Origin of the sequence: Proteus sp. PR00208 (assembly GCF_016238545.1) — a bacterium.
Taxonomy (GTDB): Bacteria; Pseudomonadota; Gammaproteobacteria; order Enterobacterales; family Enterobacteriaceae; genus Proteus.
Genome location: NZ_JAEHQE010000023.1, coordinates 61,043 through 81,886 on the forward strand (window position 1 = coordinate 61,043; position 20,844 = coordinate 81,886).

16 protein-coding genes and 1 tRNA gene are annotated in these 20,844 nt (G+C 38.1%); 5 read left to right on the forward strand and 12 right to left on the reverse strand.

The features are described from left to right. Positions 1-39 precede the first annotated feature (39 nt). Positions 40-1,068: an EF-P beta-lysylation protein EpmB gene (gene epmB, locus JEP36_RS14930; protein ID WP_198630397.1), complete on the forward strand. Its 1,029-nt coding sequence runs from the start codon at positions 40-42 to the stop codon at positions 1,066-1,068. 106 nt (positions 1,069-1,174) lie between these two features. Here epmB and JEP36_RS14935 read toward each other — a convergent pair whose 3' ends face one another. The 8 genes from JEP36_RS14935 to JEP36_RS14970 form a co-directional block, all read right to left on the reverse strand. Further along, positions 1,175-1,519 (reverse strand): DUF4156 domain-containing protein, encoded by a 345-nt coding sequence (locus JEP36_RS14935; protein ID WP_023582946.1) that lies wholly within the window; start codon positions 1,517-1,519, stop codon positions 1,175-1,177. Between the two features lie 408 nt (positions 1,520-1,927). Then, positions 1,928-2,503 (reverse strand): hypothetical protein, encoded by a 576-nt coding sequence (locus tag JEP36_RS14940; RefSeq protein WP_198630398.1) that lies wholly within the window; start codon positions 2,501-2,503, stop codon positions 1,928-1,930. A gap of 242 nt (positions 2,504-2,745) precedes the next feature. Next, positions 2,746-4,377, reverse strand: a complete 1,632-nt coding sequence (locus tag JEP36_RS14945; RefSeq protein ID WP_198630399.1) for a Na+/H+ antiporter — start codon at positions 4,375-4,377, stop codon at positions 2,746-2,748. A gap of 210 nt (positions 4,378-4,587) precedes the next feature. After that, the gene (locus JEP36_RS14950; protein WP_198630400.1) at positions 4,588-5,517 is read right to left on the reverse strand and encodes a nucleotidyl transferase AbiEii/AbiGii toxin family protein; all 930 of its coding nucleotides are present in this window, start codon (positions 5,515-5,517) and stop codon (positions 4,588-4,590) included. Continuing rightward, positions 5,510-6,043, reverse strand: coding sequence for a type IV toxin-antitoxin system AbiEi family antitoxin (gene abiEi, locus JEP36_RS14955; protein ID WP_198630401.1), 534 nt, complete (start codon positions 6,041-6,043; stop codon positions 5,510-5,512). The genes JEP36_RS14950 and abiEi overlap by 8 nt, the downstream gene beginning before the upstream one ends. A 336-nt stretch (positions 6,044-6,379) precedes the next feature. After that, positions 6,380-8,026, reverse strand: coding sequence for a chaperonin GroEL (gene groL, locus JEP36_RS14960; RefSeq protein ID WP_198621032.1), 1,647 nt, complete (start codon positions 8,024-8,026; stop codon positions 6,380-6,382). A gap of 52 nt (positions 8,027-8,078) precedes the next feature. After that, a complete protein-coding gene (locus JEP36_RS14965; protein ID WP_036914050.1) occupies positions 8,079-8,372 on the reverse strand; it encodes a co-chaperone GroES in 294 nt (97 codons plus the stop codon). 169 nt (positions 8,373-8,541) lie between these two features. Then, entirely contained in the window at positions 8,542-9,048 is a 507-nt protein-coding gene (locus JEP36_RS14970) for an FxsA family protein (RefSeq protein WP_198621031.1), read from the reverse strand. Between the two features lie 374 nt (positions 9,049-9,422). Between JEP36_RS14970 and aspA the strand changes: the two genes are divergently transcribed. From aspA to JEP36_RS14990, 4 genes are all read left to right on the forward strand, one after another. Continuing rightward, positions 9,423-10,847 carry an aspartate ammonia-lyase gene (aspA, locus tag JEP36_RS14975; RefSeq protein ID WP_109374261.1) on the forward strand — a complete coding sequence of 475 codons (1,425 nt, stop codon included), beginning with the start codon at positions 9,423-9,425 and terminating at the stop codon, positions 10,845-10,847. 158 nt (positions 10,848-11,005) lie between these two features. After that, the gene (locus JEP36_RS14980) at positions 11,006-12,331 is read left to right on the forward strand and encodes an anaerobic C4-dicarboxylate transporter (protein WP_198621030.1); all 1,326 of its coding nucleotides are present in this window, start codon (positions 11,006-11,008) and stop codon (positions 12,329-12,331) included. 183 nt (positions 12,332-12,514) lie between these two features. Beyond that, on the forward strand, positions 12,515-13,087 hold the full coding sequence (gene dicD, locus JEP36_RS14985) for a division control transcriptional repressor DicD (protein ID WP_109374260.1): 573 nt from the start codon (positions 12,515-12,517) through the stop codon (positions 13,085-13,087). Positions 13,088-13,383: 296 nt separating this feature from the next. Further along, a tRNA-Phe gene (locus JEP36_RS14990) sits at positions 13,384-13,459 on the forward strand. Between the two features lie 180 nt (positions 13,460-13,639). Here JEP36_RS14990 and JEP36_RS14995 read toward each other — a convergent pair. From JEP36_RS14995 to JEP36_RS15010, 4 genes are all read right to left on the reverse strand, one after another. Next, entirely contained in the window at positions 13,640-14,899 is a 1,260-nt protein-coding gene (locus tag JEP36_RS14995; protein WP_198621029.1) for an HlyD family type I secretion periplasmic adaptor subunit, read from the reverse strand. A gap of 16 nt (positions 14,900-14,915) precedes the next feature. Beyond that, positions 14,916-17,081 (reverse strand): type I secretion system permease/ATPase, encoded by a 2,166-nt coding sequence (locus JEP36_RS15000; RefSeq protein ID WP_198621028.1) that lies wholly within the window; start codon positions 17,079-17,081, stop codon positions 14,916-14,918. 24 nt (positions 17,082-17,105) lie between these two features. Continuing rightward, positions 17,106-18,359, reverse strand: a complete 1,254-nt coding sequence (locus tag JEP36_RS15005) for a TolC family protein (RefSeq protein WP_198621027.1) — start codon at positions 18,357-18,359, stop codon at positions 17,106-17,108. Positions 18,360-18,461: 102 nt separating this feature from the next. Further along, positions 18,462-20,844 (reverse strand): beta strand repeat-containing protein (locus tag JEP36_RS15010; RefSeq protein ID WP_409339570.1); only part of this gene is annotated, 2,383 nt, incomplete at its 5' end.

The following is a 20,844-nucleotide window of genomic DNA, read 5'->3' on the forward strand; positions in this document are numbered from 1 at the left end:
TCCTCTAACTTTTTTAATTTAAAATGGCATAGCCAAAAAATGGCACACATTGTAACTCATAATCACCCCACCAGAGAAGTCTGGTTAACACAACTCGCGCAGGCAATCAGTGATCCTGTTGAATTACTCCAACTTTTAGCGTTGGAACATCACGCTGATCTCCAAAAAGGGGCTCAGGCGCGACGGCTTTTTCCGCTACGGGTTCCCCGTGAATTCGTTGCACGCATGAAAAAAGGCGATCCTAACGATCCATTACTTTTACAAGTATTAACTGCAAATGCTGAATTTACCATAACACCAGGATTTTCTACGGATCCGTTAGATGAGCAACAAAATGCGGTGCCAGGTTTATTACATAAATATCAGAATCGTGCATTGCTTCTGGTCAAAGGTGGTTGCGCTGTCAATTGCCGCTACTGTTTTCGTCGTCATTTTCCTTACGAAGATAACAAAGGAAACAAAGCGAATTGGCAAAAAGCAATTGAGTATATCAAAAATAACTCAAAACTCGATGAAATCATCTTCTCAGGGGGAGATCCCCTTATGGCGAAAGATGATGAGCTTGATTGGTTGATAACACAATTAGAGGCTATTCCTCATCTTAAGCGCTTACGTATCCACTCTCGCTTACCTGTGGTTATCCCTGCACGTATTACGGATACGCTATGCAAACGCCTGCAACAATCACGTTTGCAAAATATCATGGTATTGCACATCAATCACGCCAATGAGATTGATGACGCATTGAGAGAAGCTTGTTCAAAGCTAAAAAATGCCAACGTCACTTTATTGAATCAAGGTGTGTTATTACGAGGTGTCAATGACAGTGCTGAAGTCCTTGCGGATTTAAGTCGCACACTATTTGATGCCGGCATTATGCCGTATTACTTACATGTTCTAGATAAAGTGCAAGGTGCTGCTCACTTTATGGTGCCAGACAGTGAAGCAAGAGAGATCATGAAAGCACTAATGAGCTTAGTTTCAGGTTATATGGTACCTAAACTCACACGTGAAATTGGTGGTGAACCTAGTAAAACATTGTTAGATCTTGGATTACGCCAGCAATAATCCATATCACAAAAACAAAAAAGCTGTAGCTCAATTCAAATAGATGAAGTGACTACAGCTTTTTATCTATTAGCAGACTAATAAATAGTGAATAAATAAAATGCCCTTATTGGCATTTGTAAACTTGTCCACTCATTTTGCTATCTAATGGTGCAAAGCTATCAACAAAGCTACCTGCGCCAGTACCAACGTTAAAAATAACGTTACCACCCATTGCGGCTGCTTTATTACGTAGATCGTTAGCAGCACCTCGCAGTGATTGGCTTTCAGTACGGGAACCTGATAACCAGTTATTTTGAACACCTGTCACTGTTCCTAATAATTGGCATTCACTGCCTGGTTGCGTATCAGTGATTTGTACCTGTGAGCCCGCAGTGCTTAATGTGTTTGTTGCAGAACAGCCTGCTAGTAACAACGCAGCAGCAGCTCCCAATAACAATTTAATTCGCATGATCCCCTCATTTATTTGAGTGTCCGTTTAGTAATGACAACAATATACCTTGTCATCTCTCTTATGCGCAAAAATAAATCATCATCACTATCTCACATTAGCCAATAGCCTTAAGATATTATTTTCGCTTCAAACTTATTTTAACGTACAAATTCAGCTTTGAGATAGACAAAGCAATAATGCCCCTATTCTACACCGCTTTTATGCTTTTAAAACGATCTGACCTATTTTCAGCCTACACAGTGCGAGAATGAACACACAATTAGTTCATTTTTTTAAAAATCTTCAGACAGCAAACCGCTATCTGAAGATAATATTAACTAAAAATACTAGGTAAGTTTTACATCAATAAATGAAATTAACTCTAACAAATAATAAAATTATTCTATAATGATTGCTAATTAACTACTATTCCACATTATCTGCTGGAAATATCTCTATCATAATTGAATTATCAGGGGCATTTGAAACTCCAAATTTTCTACCAACTGCACCATATGTCTGTAAGTTACACTCTTTTATCTTGTTGAATCCCATCTCTTTCAATATAGGATGAAGCTGATTTGCCAAGTTAGTTGTTTCTTTGCACCCTGGATAACCTAGTGTAATGTGAGAATGGTTGATTTTATCCGCATATTTTTTTGAGAATTTAGCGATATCTTGAGCTAGATACTGCACATCCTCAGATGTAACTTCACGCTGCTTGAGTCCAGTATATTTATCACCAATCACTCCATAGTTTTGCCCTGTATTGATATTCTTACCAGTCAAACTAGATTTAATAGCTGTTTGTTTTTCTTTATCTGATGGAAACCACCCTCTATTAACCTCAAACCATAAAAACTTAGCATATCGTCCTTTAACTCTATCAATATTGTATTGAATAAATAAGGTCACAAACATAACAACGACTACTAAAATAATACCAACTATCATCCATTGAAATATTTGGTTTGTGATAATTAATTCAATAATTTTATCCATATTTTTCTCCATTGAGTATGGCATATCATACTAGTACAAATATCGCGACCAGATTAAAATAACACATCCCCATTTACCTTTGTTTTTTATTACATGTTGCTTTAGGCTAAACTAACTTTTGTGCTTTTAAAATGATCAGACTGATTTTCAGCCTACACAGTGCGAGAATGAACACACAATTAGTTCATTTTTTTAAAAGTCTTCAGACAGCAAACCGCTATCTGAAGATAATATTGAACAAATTAACTCAAATGATGATTCAACGCTTCTTCTTTTAAATCTAATTCATGGCGTAAACGATGAAAAATATGTTCGCTAATATGACGTGATTTACGTAACTGCTGTAATGTATCGCGCTCTATTTTTAATGCACTACGAGACAACTGACGCTCCATGCTAAACAAGCGTTTCAGATCAAGCGCCCCTTCTTGCACACTGTCTTCACTATCAAGACGACGGCTATAAATTTCTAATAAATGTGAACCTGCCTCATTGCGTAGTGACATCTCATCAAGATCTTCACAAGGTTGGTTCATTAGCTCATTAATATGCGCAATCGCCGCTTCGTTTAACGCCAAACGCGTACGAATTTCATCATTTTCATAAGGTAAATCTTCTGATAGCCCTTTAGTTAAAATCGGCAATGCAATTGTGGCTATCAATAATGAACAGAGAATAACGCCCATGGAAATAAAGATGGCGAGATCTCGTGTTGGGAAAGGTGAACCATCTGTCATTAATAAAGGAAGGGTTAAGATACCTGCTAGTGTAATCGCACCTCTAACACCCGCTGTTGCCATAATCGCCATTAAGCGCAGATCATGACGAGATAAACGTTTATTAGGAGAACGGAATACCGTCAGCGACATCGATACCCATACCCACGAAAAACGCAGTACAGCAAGTCCGATTGTAATAACGATAATATAACCTACAACTGCCCAAGGATTAGTTGCACCCGCCGATTGCGTCACTTCAGGTAAAATTTTCCACATTGCAGGAAGTTGTTCGCCTAATAGAATAAAAATCATGCCATTAAGTGCAACCTGAACCGTATCCCAAACCGCTTTACTTTGCATACGTGTCGCTGCTTGCATACGACCCACGATTTTTTCGTAGTGCATTGCAATACCAGCAACAACCGCCGCTAAGATCCCCGAGACATGGAAATGCTCCGCCAATAAATAAGCAATAAACGGCATCAATAAGCTGATCAAGATTTGGATAGCTGGATCTTCACCAGTACGTTTAACCAAAAACTGATTTAATCGCCCAATCACGCCAGCCACAATCAAACCAATCGCAGCACCACCTAAAGCAACTAATAAAAATTGCCCCGTTGCTGAAGCAATAGAAAAAGAACCTGTTAATGCTGCTGCGACCGCAAAGCTAAAACAGACTAAGCCTGTAGCGTCATTAAGCAACGACTCGCCTTCTAAAATATGTGTCATACGTGAAGGAAGTGGCGAATTGACTGTCATTGCAGACACAGAAACAGGATCGGTTGGCGATAAAATCGCGGCTAATGCAAAAGCAATCGCAAGCGAAATAGAAGGAATAAGCCAATGAATAAAAAAGCCCATCCCAATTACGGTAACAACAACTAAACCGATCGCTAACGACATAATCGGTTTAATCTCTTGGAACAACGCCTCTTTGGGAATACGCCAACCATCTAAAAACAGCAATGGAGGAATAAAGAGGAACAAGAAAAGATGTGGATCAAACGCCACTTCAAAGCCAAAGATCGACAAACATGCGCCAACCACAATTTGGATTAATGGCAAAGGAATTTTTTCTGACAGTAATCGTGAGATAAACACACTCACAATCACGGCAAAAAGAAAGATAAGTACAATTGCGACGACAGACATGGTGAGCACCCCAATTTATTTAATATTTTTTAAGCGGTGCAGTAAAAACGATCTGTTGCCTAATTGTAAAGAAATAAGTTGTTTCTAATTATATATAAAATGAATTATCTGATAATTCTGAAATAAAACGGCATAAAAAGACCCGAGTCTACGAAGTGACCTTAGTCATTAGGGTCACTGCATTATCTAGATCTGGGCTTAAATTGTTATCTACATTTCAAATTTTTTCTCTGATTTCGGATCTTTGCTACCATAGATATCTGTTTGGATAGTAATCAGCAATTCGTGAAGGGTTGATTGTAGAAATATCAGAAAATCCGGCTGATTGATGGTTCTCTCTACTACGGATACGGGTAAAAAGCGTTTCATTTCACCTTCAAATCTGGCACTTTTCACCAGTATGGGTAAAGAGCCAATCCTTTCCTGTAACACCCCTTCAAATTCATCATTCAGTTTATAATCAGCAATCTTTTTCATGACCAATTCAGCGTCAGGTTTTGCACCTTGCTGATGTAACCATACCAAATCCCACATATCTCGATATCGAATATGACTTGTCGTTGCTGGGAAAGATACCAATTTATCAGCCATAATTTCTGTGAGATCTTCCACGCGAATAATGAGATCAGAGTATCCACTTGGGAGCTGCTCATAGTTTGAAACAAGTGTTTTTATACTTTGTGTGTACGCTGGGATATTGGCTATTTCTATTTTGATTTTCTGTTTCGGCAAATCATTTTTACCCTGATTGGTCGTCACTGAAATTTGCCATTTATCAACTTTAACATCAGCGTATTCCGGCTCCTTTCTCAATTCTTTAGGTTCTTTAACAACGACCTCTAATCCATAACGTTCACCAACATACTTTTCAATGCAGCCTTTAATTTCAAGCATCTGCTCTGAACAAAAGTCACTACCACCAGCAAAATCTAGATCTTCACTAAACCTGTTTGAGTTATAGCAAAGCCTGAGTGATGTACCACCTTGAAATGTAAGACTCTTTAAAAGACCTGCCGAAGATAAAGCAAAAATAATGTCATAGTAAAACAATTCCTTTTCTACGACAGGTCTATTGGAGACATAGCCTTTTTGCATGACAATATCATCAACCAATTTGTTAAAATCAACGAGGTCAGTCATTATAAAGTTCCTCTGGTTGAATGAGGTGTGTGTTTCTACCAACCCGTATCAAGTCTTTAACAGCCGTTTCCTTCGTCGCGATCCTCATCGGCCCTCTTCCTTTTATGGTTGTATTGATGATTTCAAACGGTTTCTTTTTCGTATGAGTAATTTCAATAACTCCCCAAGGGGTTTTAAACTCACCTGAACGCCCCGTTGACATAATGGTTAATCTATCGATGGGAATCTGTGAAATAACACCATACTGAGACAAAGCTGATTCAAGGCTGACATAGTTGTAATGGCCTCGTCTAATATTTTCGGCTAAGCGCTCCAAAGGATAAGGTCCTAACGAGCCATGCGAATAGATGTATACACCTTTTGACGCTCGCTTCAACACATTAGCAGAGACCAATCGATCGACTGATTTTTGCAGTGTTTTTTGGGACTCATCAGGAAAGAGTATTTCTAAATCTCTGGTGAGAAAAATATTTCTGCCTTGATTAGCGAATTTTTCAAAAGTATTAACAGCGATTATTAAATCCATAGTGTTACCTCAAACGAAACCACCCTTTATAAGGGGTGATTTTGTGTACTAAAGGTATGATATGCGAATTATGTTAACAAATAAACCCCAAAAAAGGGGATATTATGTATACTAATAATAAGATATACAGGATCTGATCCAAACTCCAGAAGTGACAATTCGTGCCCAATATCGGATTTGACGAGAAAATATCAAATATTTTTTTGAAAGTTTTCGAAATTCTTTACCCACTAAGTATTAATTTACAATAGTGATTTTCAAATCTCGATCGTATTTAGACATAAAAAAACCCGAGCCTAAGCTCGGGTTTTCTCTGTAAAACGGTAAGCTGATGAATTACATCATGCCGCCCATTCCACCCATGCCGCCCATACCGCCAGCGCCACCTAAATCCATTTTGTCATCTTTAGGTGAATCTGTGATCATTGCTTCTGTTGTGATCATCAGACCTGCGATAGATGCTGCAAATTGCAGTGCAGAACGAGTAACTTTAGTTGGATCTAAGATACCCATATCAATCATATCGCCGTAAACATCAGTTGCCGCGTTATAACCGTAGTTACCTTCACCCGCTTTCACGTTGTTTACAACAACAGATGGCTCTTCACCTGCGTTAGCAACGATTTGACGCATTGGAGATTCCATTGCACGTAATGCAACGCGGATACCCACTGTTTGTTCTTCGTTATCACCAACCATATCACGCAGAGCGTTAGCAACACGAACCAGCGCAGTACCACCACCCGCAACAACGCCTTCTTCAACCGCTGCACGAGTTGCATGCAGAGCATCGTCAACACGAGCACGTTTTTCTTTCATTTCAACTTCAGTTGCTGCACCTACTTTAATTACTGCAACACCGCCAGCTAATTTAGCAACGCGTTCTTGTAATTTTTCACGGTCATAATCTGAAGTTGCATCTTCGATTTGTTGACGGATTTGAGATACACGACCGCTGATAGCGTCTTGATCACCTAAACCATCAATAATAGTGGTTGTATCTTTGTTGATAACAACACGTTTTGCTTGACCTAAGTCTTCTAATGTTGCTTTTTCTAACTCCATGCCGATTTCTTCAGAAATCACAGCACCGTTAGTTAATGTTGCGATATCTTGCAACATTGCTTTACGACGATCACCAAAGCCAGGTGCTTTAACAGCAGCAACTTTAACGATACCACGCATGTTGTTCACAACTAATGTTGCCAGTGCTTCACCTTCAACGTCTTCTGCAATGATAAGCAGAGGTTTGTTAGCTTTAGCAACACCTTCTAAGACAGGCAGTAATTCACGGATGTTAGAAACTTTTTTATCAACTAACAGAATGAATGGGTTTTCTAATTCTGCTGTACCCGTTTCAGGTTTGTTGATGAAGTAAGGAGACAGATAACCACGGTCAAACTGCATACCTTCAACAACGTCTAGCTCGTCTTCTAAGCCAGTACCTTCTTCAACGGTGATAACACCTTCTTTACCCACTTTATCCATCGCTTGCGCGATCAGAGTACCAACGGTTTCATCAGAGTTAGCAGAAATTGTACCAACTTGAGCAATCGCCTTAGTATCTGAACATGGAACAGACAGTTTTTTCAGTTCTTCGACTGCTGCAAGAACAGCTTTGTCGATACCGCGTTTCAGATCCATAGGGTTCATGCCAGCGGCAACTGCTTTTAAGCCTTCGGCAATGATTGATTGTGCTAATACTGTTGCAGTTGTAGTACCATCACCTGCCGCATCATTGGCTTTAGAAGCAACTTCTTTCACCATCTGTGCGCCCATGTTCTCGAATTTATCTTCGAGTTCAATTTCGCGAGCAACAGATACACCATCTTTAGTAATAACAGGTGCGCCGAAAGATTTATCTAAAACAACGTTACGACCTTTAGGACCTAAAGTTACTTTAACTGCATCTGCAAGAACATTAACACCACGTAACATTTTATTACGAGCATCTACACCGAATTTGACGTCTTTAGCTGCCATCGTATATTTCCTTTGAATTCGTTCAGTTTAAGAAGATCTTAAAAGAGAAAAATTATTCTTCTACAATTGCTAAAATGTCGCTTTCAGACATGATAAGCACGTCTTCGTTATCAATTTTTTCTGTTTTAACGCCATAACCGTCGTTAAAAATTACGATATCGCCAACTTTAACATCCAGCGGTTTAACGTCGCCGTTTTCCATAATACGGCCTTGACCTACGGCTAAAATTTCGCCACGAGTTGATTTACCCGCCGCAGTGCCAGTCAGTACGATACCGCCTGCTGATTTAGCTTCGACTTCTTTACGTTTAACAATAACACGGTCATGTAATGGACGAATCTTCATTAATAGTGCTCCTATAAAAAAGTCCATATCAGGATTAAGGTTGATACCAGTGCCCAAGATGAACCAGTACCATGACGATACAGGTGGGGGCATCCAGTAAAACTTCAAGGGGAGAAGTGTGATTTTTTTTCAAATTTTCCCCATTTCAGTTGATTATGCTTTGGGCTAATTATTTTTTGTCAGAAAAATGGTCGTTATCCTGATCTTCCGTCTTATTATTCAGTTGGTTACTCGGAGAATCCTCTTTACGCTGAAACTCGCCTTCAAAGGTTGATCCATTCTGATTAGAAGAAAATCCACTTTGACCATGACCTGCTGAATAAATTTGAATTCGAGAGATCAGTTTCGTCACTAATAGTGCTTGCAATGGTGGTAATAACAACAGCAAGCCCAAGAAATCTGTAAAAAAGCCTGGGATCAACAGTAAAATACCTGCCAGTATTAATGAAACGCTTTTCACCATTTCTGCTGCTGGCACTTCACCCACTGCAAGTTTTTGTTGCATTGAAGCAATATTTTTTACGCCCTGATTTTTTACCAGTGAGACACCAACACAAGAAGTCAGCACCACAAGGAATAGTGTTGTAAGAACGCCAATAGAAGATGCCACATTGACGAAAATAACGGCTTCTATATAGATAAGAAGGCAGATAACAATTAATGGGAGCCAACGCACTTGGTTCTCCTTTTTATAAAAAAAGATTCATATTATTAATAGAAAGGAGTGTGAACTACATCTAAGGTGATGGTTTACGAACTCGCTTTTTCTTAGTTTATCTACATAATAATGGGGAGCCTAACACTCCTTTTCAAGGGGCGTTAAAAAGAGAAGTAGAACTGCAAAATCCATGAGATAGATCACAAAAAGAAAATATTTAGAGGTTATTTACGTATAAAGTGATCCAGCTTAAAGGTATTTGTTCACAACCCGAATATGATCGTGTCAGTACCAAGCAAAACGGTAAGTTATATTACATTATTAACCGTTAACGATATATTTTATTAACAAGCGCATAACTAGACAGTTAAAATTTTAATAAGAAGGTTCTCATGTCAAATAAAACTCGTATCGAAGAAGACCTGTTAGGTAAAAGAGAAGTTCCTGCTGATGCTTACTACGGCGTCCACACTTTACGTGCAATTGAAAACTTCTACATCAGTGATCGTACCATCAATGATGTTCCAGAATTCATCCGCGGTATGGTAATGGTGAAAAAAGCTGCTGCATTAGCAAACAAAGAGCTTCACACTATTCCTCGTGAAATCGCTGATACGATTATCAAAGCCTGTGACGTAGTATTAGAAACAGGTAAACACATGGATCAATTCCCAGTTGATGTATTCCAAGGCGGTGCAGGTACTTCATTAAATATGAATACCAATGAAGTTATCGCAAACATCGGTCTGGAATTAATGGGCCATCAAAAAGGTGAATACCAATACCTGAACCCAAATGACCACGTCAATAAGAGCCAATCAACAAACGACGCTTATCCTTGTGGTTTCCGTGTAGCGGTTTATAACTCTATTATCAAATTAACAGAATCTATCGAACTGCTGAAAGCAGGTTTTGATAGAAAAGCAGTTGAGTTCAAAGACATCCTGAAAATGGGTCGTACTCAATTACAAGATGCTGTACCAATGACTTTAGGTCAAGAATTCCACGCTTTCTCTGTACTGATGAAAGAAGAAATCAAAAACCTGAAACGCACTGCTGAGTTACTGTTAGAAATGAACTTAGGTGCAACAGCTATCGGTACTGGTCTGAATACAGCGCCTGGTTACCAAGAACTGTCTGTTAAAAAATTAGCAGAAGTAACTGGTTTAGCTTGTGTTCCAGCAGAAGACTTAATTGAAGCAACTTCTGACTGTGGTGCTTATGTCATGGTTCACGGTGCATTAAAACGCTTAGCTGTGAAAATGTCTAAAATCTGTAATGACTTACGTTTACTGTCCTCTGGTCCTCGTGCAGGTCTGAAAGAAATCAATCTTCCAGAACTACAAGCAGGTTCTTCAATCATGCCAGCTAAAGTAAACCCAGTTATTCCAGAAGTTGTTAACCAAGCTTGCTTTAAAGTTATCGGTAATGACACTTGTGTCACTATGGCAGCTGAAGCTGGTCAATTACAATTAAACGTAATGGAACCTGCAATTGGTCAAGCAATGTTCGAATCAATTTCTCTGTTAAGCAACGCTTGCCGTAACTTAGTAGAAAAATGTGTTGATGGTATCACTGCGAACAAAGAAATCTGTGAACACTTCGTATTTAACTCAATCGGTATCGTTACTTATCTGAACCCATTCATTGGTCACCATAACGGCGACATCGTTGGTAAGATTTGTGCAGAAACAGGTAAGAGTGTACGTGAAGTTGTTCTAGAACGTGGTTTATTAACCGAAGAACAACTGGATGATATCTTCTCTGTTGAGAACTTAAAAAACCCGGCTTACAAAGCAAAACGCTTTGATGATTAATAATTATGTTTCATAACATAACCATGTTAAACATAAGAATGAGCTCTTAAAAATACAAGGCACGGACTCTTTAAGGGACGTGCCTTTTTACTTGATTGTAAAAACAAAAATTTAACTTATCTTTCTCATTTTTTTAATTATCTCAAGGAGTAAACGCTATGTTAGCCGTAGAATTGATTATCGTTCTGCTGGCCATTTTCCTCGGTGCGAGACTTGGGGGAATTGGTATCGGGTTTGCCGGTGGTTTAGGGGTTTTAGTTTTAGCTGCTATCGGTGTTAAACCTGGTTCAATCCCTTTTGATGTTATCTCCATCATTATGGCTGTTATTGCCGCAATCTCTGCGATGCAGGTTGCTGGTGGTTTGGATTATCTTGTTGGCCAAACTGAAAAACTGTTAAGACGCAATCCAAAATACATCACAATTCTTGCGCCTATTGTGACTTATTTCTTAACTCTATTTGCAGGTACAGGGAACATCTCTTTAGCAACACTACCAGTTATCGCTGAAGTTGCAAAAGAACAAGGCATCAAACCTTGCCGTCCTTTATCAACCGGTGTTGTTGCAGCTCAAATCGGTATTACTGCATCTCCTATCTCTGCGGCTGTTGTTTACATGGCTTCTGTCATGGAAAACCCTGCAATGGTGGGTGAAGGTAACACTGTAAGTTATATCACTCTGCTGTCTATCTTATTACCAGCAACTTTCCTTGCTATCATTCTGATGTCATTTATCGTGTCTTGGGTATTTAACTCAAAACTGTCTGATGATGCTGTCTATCGTGAGCGTTTAGAACAAGGTCTGGTTGAATTACGTGGTAGCCAAGAACGTAGAGAAACATTATCAGGTGCTAAATCATCTGTAATGCTGTTCTTACTGGGTGTTGTCTGTGTTGTAACTTATGCAATTATCAACAGCCCAAGCTTAGGTATCGTGAAAGAACCGTTAATGAACACCACTAACGCCATTCTTATCATCATGCTGAGTGTTGCAACCTTAATCACTGTTTTCTGTAAAGTGAAAACTGACAACATCCTAAACTCAAGCACCTTTAAAGCAGGTATGAGTGCATGTATCTGTATTCTGGGTGTTGCATGGTTAGGTGATACTTTCGTTTCAAGTAACATCGATTGGATCAAACTGACTGCGGGTGACTTAATCACTGGCCATCCTTGGTTATTAGCAGTTATCTTCTTCTTCTGTTCTGCTCTGTTATATTCTCAAGCAGCAACAGCGAAAGCGTTAATGCCAATGGCTTTAGCATTAGGTGTAACTCCATTAACTGCAATTGCTTCTTTCTCTGCGGTTTCTGGTCTGTTCATTCTGCCAACTTACCCAACATTGGTTGCAGCAGTTCAAATGGATGACACAGGTACAACTCGTATCGGTAAATTAGTCTTCAACCACCCATTCTTTATCCCAGGTACTATTGGTGTGGTATTAGCTGTCGGATTTGGTTTCCTCTTCGGCGGTATGATTTTGTAGTTTGAAGTAAAAAATTAAAACATTGCAAAAAAGTGCTTAGCACTTAAAAGAAATAAAAAATAAGAAAATACCCTGTCGCAAGATGGGGTATTTTCATTTTAGCTTATCGCTCCTCGCTTTCATTTTTAGCTAAAGTCTGCTAATTATGATGTTCTCGCGACAACGTGATTTAAGGAGATTTCCGTGCAACGTGAAGCGTTATTAGACCACGTACTTATCCAATTAGAGCAATACGGCTTAGCTGCAACCTTACCTGAGCTTCTTCAAGATTCGGGTATCAACGAATCTGATCTTCACCCTTTCTGGCCTGATAGAGATGCATTGATTTTTGATTGTCTTCGCCACCACGGACAGCAAATTGATATTTGGCAACGCCAAGTAATGTTAGATGAAGAACTCTCTATCGAACAAAAACTACTGGCACGTTACGATCAACTCGCTATGCGTTTAGAAAAAAACCGATTCCCAGGTTGTTTATTTGTTGCTGCTTGTAGCGCATATCCTGATGAGCACTCTCAAATCCACCAATTAAGCCAACGTCAAAAACAAAGCTCATTTGATTACTCTAGAACGCTACTACGCGAGCTTGATATCGAAGATAGCGAGTTAGTTGCCAAACAGATGGAGCTCATCTTAGAAGGCTGTTTAAGCCGTTTAATGGTGAATCATCATGCTGATGATATTATTACAGCAAAATTATTGGCAGAAGATATTCTTAAGATTGCTCAATGCCGAAAAAATGGTGCATTAAGTTAGTTGTAAGCGTTAGAAAACGAGACAAATGATCTGTTTTTTTGTTTGTACTCAATTTCTATCTGTAGAGTAGCAAAAAACAAATTTAATCATCAAAAAAAGAGCAGGTTTTCTCTTTGATATGCAAAAAAGTGAATATCTTTACTGATTGTTATTTAAGCATTTTTTACTAAAAAATAGCTTATGATGAAAATTTAAACTCGAATAGAGTAAAAAGAAAGCAAACAAACTTATTTTTGCATTTTTTATTAAAAAGACGTTGACGCATCACGCTGAATACGGTTTAATGCGCCTCGTTAGCCCGAATAGCTCAGTCGGTAGAGCAGGGGATTGAAAATCCCCGTGTCCTTGGTTCGATTCCGAGTTCGGGCACCATCTTTAGAAAAACCAGCCTTAGGGCTGGTTTTTTGCTTTCTACTCTTCATAATTTTCAATATCTCTTTTCAAACGAAACAATCCCTTTATTGCATTATGACTTTTCTTGTTCTCTCTTAAAATATTATTTCTAATGCAGCCTTATTATATGAACAAGACTGCATAATATTAAAAATAGAATTATCTTTCTTGTAATGCTTGTTTCATCCTAGTTATTGGCTTAATCAAATATTGAAATACTGTTTTTTCACCCGTCTTAATATCCACACCAGCAATCATCCCTGGAATGACAGGTAATTCCTTTCCGTTTTTGTCAGTAAGATGACTACTCTGTGTAGTGACTAACACACGATAAAAAGCTTCATCTTGATTGAGTTTTAAATCACTAGGTCTCTTTTGATCATGCAATGTATCTGGGCTAACTAAAGTAACAATACCTTCCAATCCACCATAAATAGCGTAATCATAAGCAGTTAGTTTGACTAATGCAGGCATTCCTGTACGGACATAAGCAACATCTCTCGGGCTGATATAAGCCTCAACTAATAGTTGGTCTTCCAATGGGACAATTTCCATAATATCCTGCCCTGCTGAAATTACTCCGCCAACAGTATTAATACGTATATTTTTGACTATACCTCTTAATGGAGCCCGTATTAATGCTCGTTCGACCGGATCAGCACGCCCTGCCATATTTTCCCTTGCCTGAGCTAATTCTGCTTCCGTTTTAACTAATTCAGCACTTGCTTCCGTTAGATATTTATTTTTCTTTTCATTTATCTGAGATTGAATATCGGCTGACTGTCGCTCCATTCGCAACAATTCCACAGCAGACATCGCACCTTGTGCAACAATAGGTCTTGTTATTGCGATCTCTCTGTCTAATAAAGCTTTGCTTTTTTGTAAATTATTTACCCCTGATCCCAGCGCCTCTTTACGTATATTGTATACCGTTGTTTCACGCGCCACTAAATCAGCGGCTAATCCCTCAGGGAATTTTAGTTCAGTAGAATATGCCTCCGCTTTAAGTCTTGCTCGAATGGCTTCAAGATTATCAACTTTCGCTTCACTCTCTCTCAAAATAGCCGAGGAACGGGTATCATCAAGAGTCAGCAATACCTGTCCTTTTTCAACAATATCCCCTTCCTTGACTTCCATGCTTTTTAATATTCCGGCATCCAGTGTCTGAATGATCTGTTCCCGGCTGCTGGGAATAATACTACCCTGCCCACGAGTAACTTCTTCAAGACTACTGTTCCATGCCCAAATAACAAAAATAATCAAAAAAATCAGCAACATTGTGATCATCATAAAGCTCTTATGATGTTTTTCGTGCTGAAGTGCTGCATGTAAGTCATTTAGAAGTGCTAAATCCTTATTAGAAAAAGCTTCTTTAGAATGACTTGGAGGCGTCACTTGTTTTTTATTTAATTCATTCATTTCAACGTTCTCAATCTTACTTATCTATTTTGGCTTTTGAGTGAACAGTCATTTGTTTTTCTTTTTCATTTTTAGCTAACTGCTGTAAAACCGCATCTCTATGGCCATCCATCACAACTTTACCGTTATCAACAACAATTATTCGGTTGACGATACTCAGAACCTGAGGTCGATGAGTAACAACTAATAATGTTCTTGTGCGACACCATGCTGAAATGGCATTTAATGCCTGAATTTCTGAATATTGATCAAGTCCCGTTGTTGGTTCATCAAGTAAGACAACTTTTGGATTTCTCATCGTCATTCTAGCCAAAGCAACAATTTGTTTTTGCCCACCAGAAAGACCTAACCCATTCTCCCCCAAGGACATATCTAAGCCTCTTGGATGCTTTTTAATGACTTTATCTAAACCAAATCGCTTTAGTGCTACAATCAAATCTTGATCACTAGAAAAACCATCCATACGAGCTAAATCAAGATTCTCTCTTAAGCTACCTAAAAATAGCCTTGGTTCCTGCTCTAATAACAACACCTGATTACGCAAATAATGAGGATCTATTTGGCGAATATCGACATCATCTAGTGTGATGTTCCCTTGTTCCGTCGGATATAACCCAGCAGCTAATTTTAAAGTCGTTGATTTACCACTGCCAATACGCCCAAGTATTCCAACTTTTTCACCCGGCTTTATTTCAAATGATAAATTTTTCACTACACTGCTACTATCTTGATTATAAGCAAATGAAACATTTTGGAATTTTATATTTCCATTCATTTGTTTTAACGTAATATATTTCCTATCAGGTTCACGTTCTGAAGGTCTTTCAACGATGCCGTTTACACCTTTTAATGCGACCCAAGCCTGTTGAAAACGTATAGCTAAACCCGCAATTTGCCCTAATGGTGATAATGCTCTACCGGATAAAATAACTGTTGCAATTAAAGCCCCCATCGTAATTTTATTTGCGGGATCATCACTATGAATTAAATAAGTACCGATAATAACTAAAAATATCGTATTTAACTGTTGCATCATAACAGCAAAATAAATAACAAAATTACTGATATTTTTAACTTTCATTGATGAAGAAGCTGTTTTTGCCGTGTAATAATCCCAACGCTTTTGTGCCCAACTCATTGCATTATTCGTTTTTAACGTTTCTATACCTTCAATAGCTTCTACTGCTAATCCTTGTCTTTGAGATGATTCCTTCATCGATTCATTAATATATTTTGATAAAGGTATTTGAGCTAAAAGCCCAACAATAATAACCAGTGGAATTATCGTAAGTGGTACAAAAGCTAAATTGCCCCCAACAAGCGCAATTACAGATACAAATAAAATTAAAAAAGGCATATCTACTAATGTTAATAAACTCGCACTCGTCATAAAATCACGGACAGATTCGAAATCTCGTAAATTATTAACATAGGAACCAGATGATATAGGTCTTTCCTGTAATTTAAGATTGGTAACCTTTCTAAATAAAGCCGAGCTGATAATTAGGTCAGCTTTTTTACCAGCAATATCAGTTAACCGTCCTCGGATCATCTTTGCTGTAAATTCAAATAATATTGCAAGAATTACACCAATACTTAAAACCCAGAGAGTTTGATATGACTTATTTGGTATCACTCTGTCATAAACATTCATGACATATAATGAACTAACAAGTGCTAGAAAATTAATCACAAAAGTGGCGAGAATAATTTGATAATAATATTTTTTAAAGCGCCAAATAACTTTAAAAAACCATGCCTTAGGCATCGTATATTCAGGCAATTCTGAACGTACATCTGTTGCGATACGAGGCTTAATAAACCAACAATAACCTAAATACTTTTCATTTAATTCTGATTGAGTTAACCAAACAGATAAACCATCGACTTGCTGAATTTTATATTTACGTTGCCCAGTTTCATCAAATGAAATTTCTGTTAAAACGGCACTCTCTTCATTTTTTAATAATAATAATACTGGCATAGCCAGAGAGGGAATATCATCTAATAAACGTTGTGATAATGTATTTTCAAATCCTTCACTCTTCAGATATTCAATCAGTGATGAAAAATCAATTCCCATCTTTGCGGTACGGATTGTATGCGCAGTTAGTGTAGCCACGGATAAATGTGTGCCTAATAACTGAGTTGTAAGAGAAAGACCTTCTATGATCAATTTCATAACTACAATATTTACCTTAATTTATTAGTGTGTGAGTGAATTAAGTGCCCAGCGAGAAAGTGTTCCTTGTGCATACAAATAATCAAGCATCCCGTGTCTGAGATCGCCCAATGTTGTGGCGTAAGATAATTCAACATCAGATAACTCTTTTTCTGCATTCAAAACATCTAACAAAGAACGGCGTGCAACATTAAATTGTAATTGATAAAAATCGACTACTTTTGTCGATGATAAAATTTGTGCATCTAATATCTTTAATTTTTGAGTACTTTTTTGGATATTAATTACCGATAAACGTCTTGCTTCTTCAATGTCTCGAATAACCCTATCCATTCTCTGTTGAGCCGCATTTAACTGACTTACTTTTTCATCAACAGAATATAATGATGAAAAATTAATAATATCCCATGTCACATCAATACCTATCTGACGATCATCTTTAGTCATATTTCCAGTTAAATTAATTCTTGGTAATTGTTTTTTATTTTCAACTTTAACGCCCATTTTTTTAGCGTCTATATCGGCTTGGCTCACAAGATAGGCCGGATTTTGATTATTATTTTCCGCAGTGAATTCTCTATACATATCACTGACTGTCATTCCATCAAAAGGATTGACAAGATCACTCTCTCCAACCGGAAACCCTGTATATTTTGATAACGTACTCAGCGTTGTCATTAATTCTTTTTCATAATAGTTAATATCTTGCTCTACTAATATTTTTCTTGCTTCTGCCTGAACATATTCAGAAATACGCCCTTCATCATTACGGGCTATCACATTTAATTCAGAGATAATTCTATTATGCCTATCTAAGCTTTTTTTCTTTACCGCAATAGATTCTTTGGCTAACAATGCTTTTAAATAGAGATCTGATATGGTGTAAGCGACATTTTCTTTCGTTTCGCTATATTTAAATTGATAATAGAGCTGTTCTTTTTCATTACGTTCAACATCATTTTCTATTCCACCAAAAGAATAGAGATTTAATTCTCCTCTTAGTCCTGGAGTAAAACTATTATTATCATAATCACTTTCATCACGATGATATTGTCCTAATAATTTATTTCCAGTGACGCTTATTACGGGAAAATGTTGAGCCCTAGCCTGATTAACTCTTGCAACCGCTATATCTATATCGGCTTTAGCTTCTAATAACTCGGGCGCATTATTTAATGAGTTATTTAATATATATTTTAAAGAATTCGCATGTGAATTAAATAATACGCCTCCAAAAATAACAAACGTTATTATTTTGAGTTTATTTATAGAAAACACAGATATTACCTCTAATAAAAAATACAATCTAAATATAGAAATTTATGATTGGATAATAAGGCTGCTCGAACGAGCAGCCTTAGATTTAATTAAAACAGATAATTAGAAAACACCTCCATTATCAATAATATTATTATCGATATAGACATTAGCACCACTTGCACTACTGTAAAGCGTATAAGTATGCTCAGTGCCATCTAATGCAGTTGCTTTAGTTGTTGTGGCTGTAGCGGTAAATGTCCCTAAGGTGTTAACTCCGTCAGCCCCTAAATCAACTTTATCATTAGCATCACCGGAAATATAAATCGTTGAATTTGCATTCATTCCCAATACATCCGATGCTGTTAATTTGACGGTTTGAGATGCATTATCTACTTTCAGATCACTGCCAACAGTCATATCAACTTTCTCGAAGCCAGCAATACCTTCATCTTTCCCTGTCGCCAGATTGACAGAAATAGTCCCTGTCAGAACCAGAGTATCACTACCTTCTCCACCATTAATATAACCCTGATTACCAATAGGTTTAGGATCATAGTCTTTTGTCAGAACAACGATATCATCACCAGCACCCGCATCAATGGTTATTTTACCATTTGAAATAGTGCCTATTTTGATTGTGTCATTCCCGTCACCACCATCAATGGTCGTCGCAGCTGAACCTAAAGTTGCACCAGTGGAATCAAATACATCATCTCCTGCCCCTAGTGAAATAGTTGTGTTATATGCCCCCTCAGTGACGGTAACAGTATCATTGCCGTCCCCCATAGAAACAGTAGCACCACCATAAATCCACCCAGCAGTTAAGGTATCAGTATTATCACCAACAGAAACATTACCAGTTAGGTTTTTAGTGATAGTGATATTATCACTACCGTATCCACCTAGAATTTCACCAGATACAGAACCATAAATAGTGACAGTATTAACATCCGTAACCGCGTCAATATTATTGTCATTACCCAGACTGAAATTGCCACCATCCTGATAAACAGAAAGATACTCTTTTGGCAGATTTGACTTAGCTTGAGTACCACTCCCCAGATCTAATAAACCAGATAATTCGGTATTATTTTGAGAATTAGCATCACCTTGGGTAAAAGTATCACTGCCTGAGCCAAGATAGATTTGGCCAGCATTTGTTACCCCTGTACGTTTAATCGTAACGGTGTCATCACCAGATTCCATAAAGAGATAACTGCCAGCATACATAACACGCAACGCCATATTCATACCATCCATAGTAAAAGTATCATTACCTTCACCAGCATAGACTCGGGTATTGGCTAACATATTACCGCGAACCACCATCAGATCATCACCAGCCCCTAAATCAACAGTTGTAATACTTTGATTACCATCTGTTTTTGTACCATCAGGTCCATTATCTGAAGAGTTAGCCACATTGCTGTATGATGAAGTTTCGCTACCATCCTGATAATAACCAACATAAATTGTATCGTTATAATCAGTTGTTAACATAGGATCAGCATCACCGCTGTTAGCACCGATGGTATATCCAAAATCGTTTGTTCCCGCTTTAGATGAGGATAACGAATATTTCAGCGTAAAATCACCATCCAGATTACGTAATGAAATCGGGTTACCATCATAAATAACACCCGTTGCTGAAGCACCCGCATTATTTACTATATCTGTTGCGGCTGTAGCGTTGTCAGATGTTCCCGTAATGGTTGCAACCACTTTTTCCATACCCTCGGCATTAAATGCATTTTGGTTAGCTTCCATTGTTGGATCAACCATAAATGAAACACTCTTAGAGCCAGCAGGAATAACAACCGTTACTGTTGATGCACCATCATACGTTACTTTGCCTGTGTCACCATGCAGGACAATTTTTCCGTCGTGCTGAGAGCCTGCAAGCGTTGAATAATCTGGCGCACTGGCATGACCCACACCATTTGTTAAGGTTATTGTCACAGTCACATCTTGTGCTGCAACAGAATCCAAAGCAACGGTATACACTAATCCGGTAGTACCATCTGTGTCTTCAACGGTTGCAGGAACTTCAGTTACTTCACCGGAAACAGAGGCATCTGCACTAATCTTATCCCCTTTGCTATCCGTTGATGTTGTATCAACACTGATACTCACTGTCGGTAACACATCTGTTTTAGATGTTGCTGTTGCCGGATCACTTTCATTACCACTTGGATCTTTAGCAACTGCGGTCACTTCACTGTTATCTTTTACATTATCAGATGGAATAGTAGTGTTATTACCCTGACTGTCTGGGATCAAATTAGGATCACTAGATGTCCAGCCATTATCCCCTTTCTCCATTGTTACAGTCTGTTTATCACCATTTTCATCCTCAAAGGTAATTTCTACGGTATCACCTTTATTTGCATCCCCCGGCAGTTCAACGGAAACAGAACCATTATCTTCCGCATTTAATACTGGTGCTGATGGTGCAACTGTATCGACCATAAAGTCTGTTGCCTTACCCTCACCACTCGTGTTG

Excerpts from the sequence above, each read along its gene's own strand:
- epmB (WP_198630397.1), top strand. The coding sequence starts at position 40 with ATGGCACACATTGTAACTCATAATCACCCCACCAGAGAAGTCTGGTTA.
- JEP36_RS14935 (WP_023582946.1), bottom strand. The coding sequence starts at position 1,519 with ATGCGAATTAAATTGTTATTGGGAGCTGCTGCTGCGTTGTTACTAGCA.
- JEP36_RS14940 (WP_198630398.1), bottom strand. The coding sequence starts at position 2,503 with ATGGATAAAATTATTGAATTAATTATCACAAACCAAATATTTCAATGG.
- JEP36_RS14945 (WP_198630399.1), bottom strand. The coding sequence starts at position 4,377 with ATGTCTGTCGTCGCAATTGTACTTATCTTTCTTTTTGCCGTGATTGTG.
- JEP36_RS14950 (WP_198630400.1), bottom strand. The coding sequence starts at position 5,517 with ATGACTGACCTCGTTGATTTTAACAAATTGGTTGATGATATTGTCATG.
- abiEi (WP_198630401.1), bottom strand. The coding sequence starts at position 6,043 with ATGGATTTAATAATCGCTGTTAATACTTTTGAAAAATTCGCTAATCAA.
- groL (WP_198621032.1), bottom strand. The coding sequence starts at position 8,026 with ATGGCAGCTAAAGACGTCAAATTCGGTGTAGATGCTCGTAATAAAATG.
- JEP36_RS14965 (WP_036914050.1), bottom strand. The coding sequence starts at position 8,372 with ATGAAGATTCGTCCATTACATGACCGTGTTATTGTTAAACGTAAAGAA.
- aspA (WP_109374261.1), top strand. The coding sequence starts at position 9,423 with ATGTCAAATAAAACTCGTATCGAAGAAGACCTGTTAGGTAAAAGAGAA.
- JEP36_RS14980 (WP_198621030.1), top strand. The coding sequence starts at position 11,006 with ATGTTAGCCGTAGAATTGATTATCGTTCTGCTGGCCATTTTCCTCGGT.
- JEP36_RS14995 (WP_198621029.1), bottom strand. The coding sequence starts at position 14,899 with ATGAATGAATTAAATAAAAAACAAGTGACGCCTCCAAGTCATTCTAAA.
- JEP36_RS15000 (WP_198621028.1), bottom strand. The coding sequence starts at position 17,081 with ATGAAATTGATCATAGAAGGTCTTTCTCTTACAACTCAGTTATTAGGC.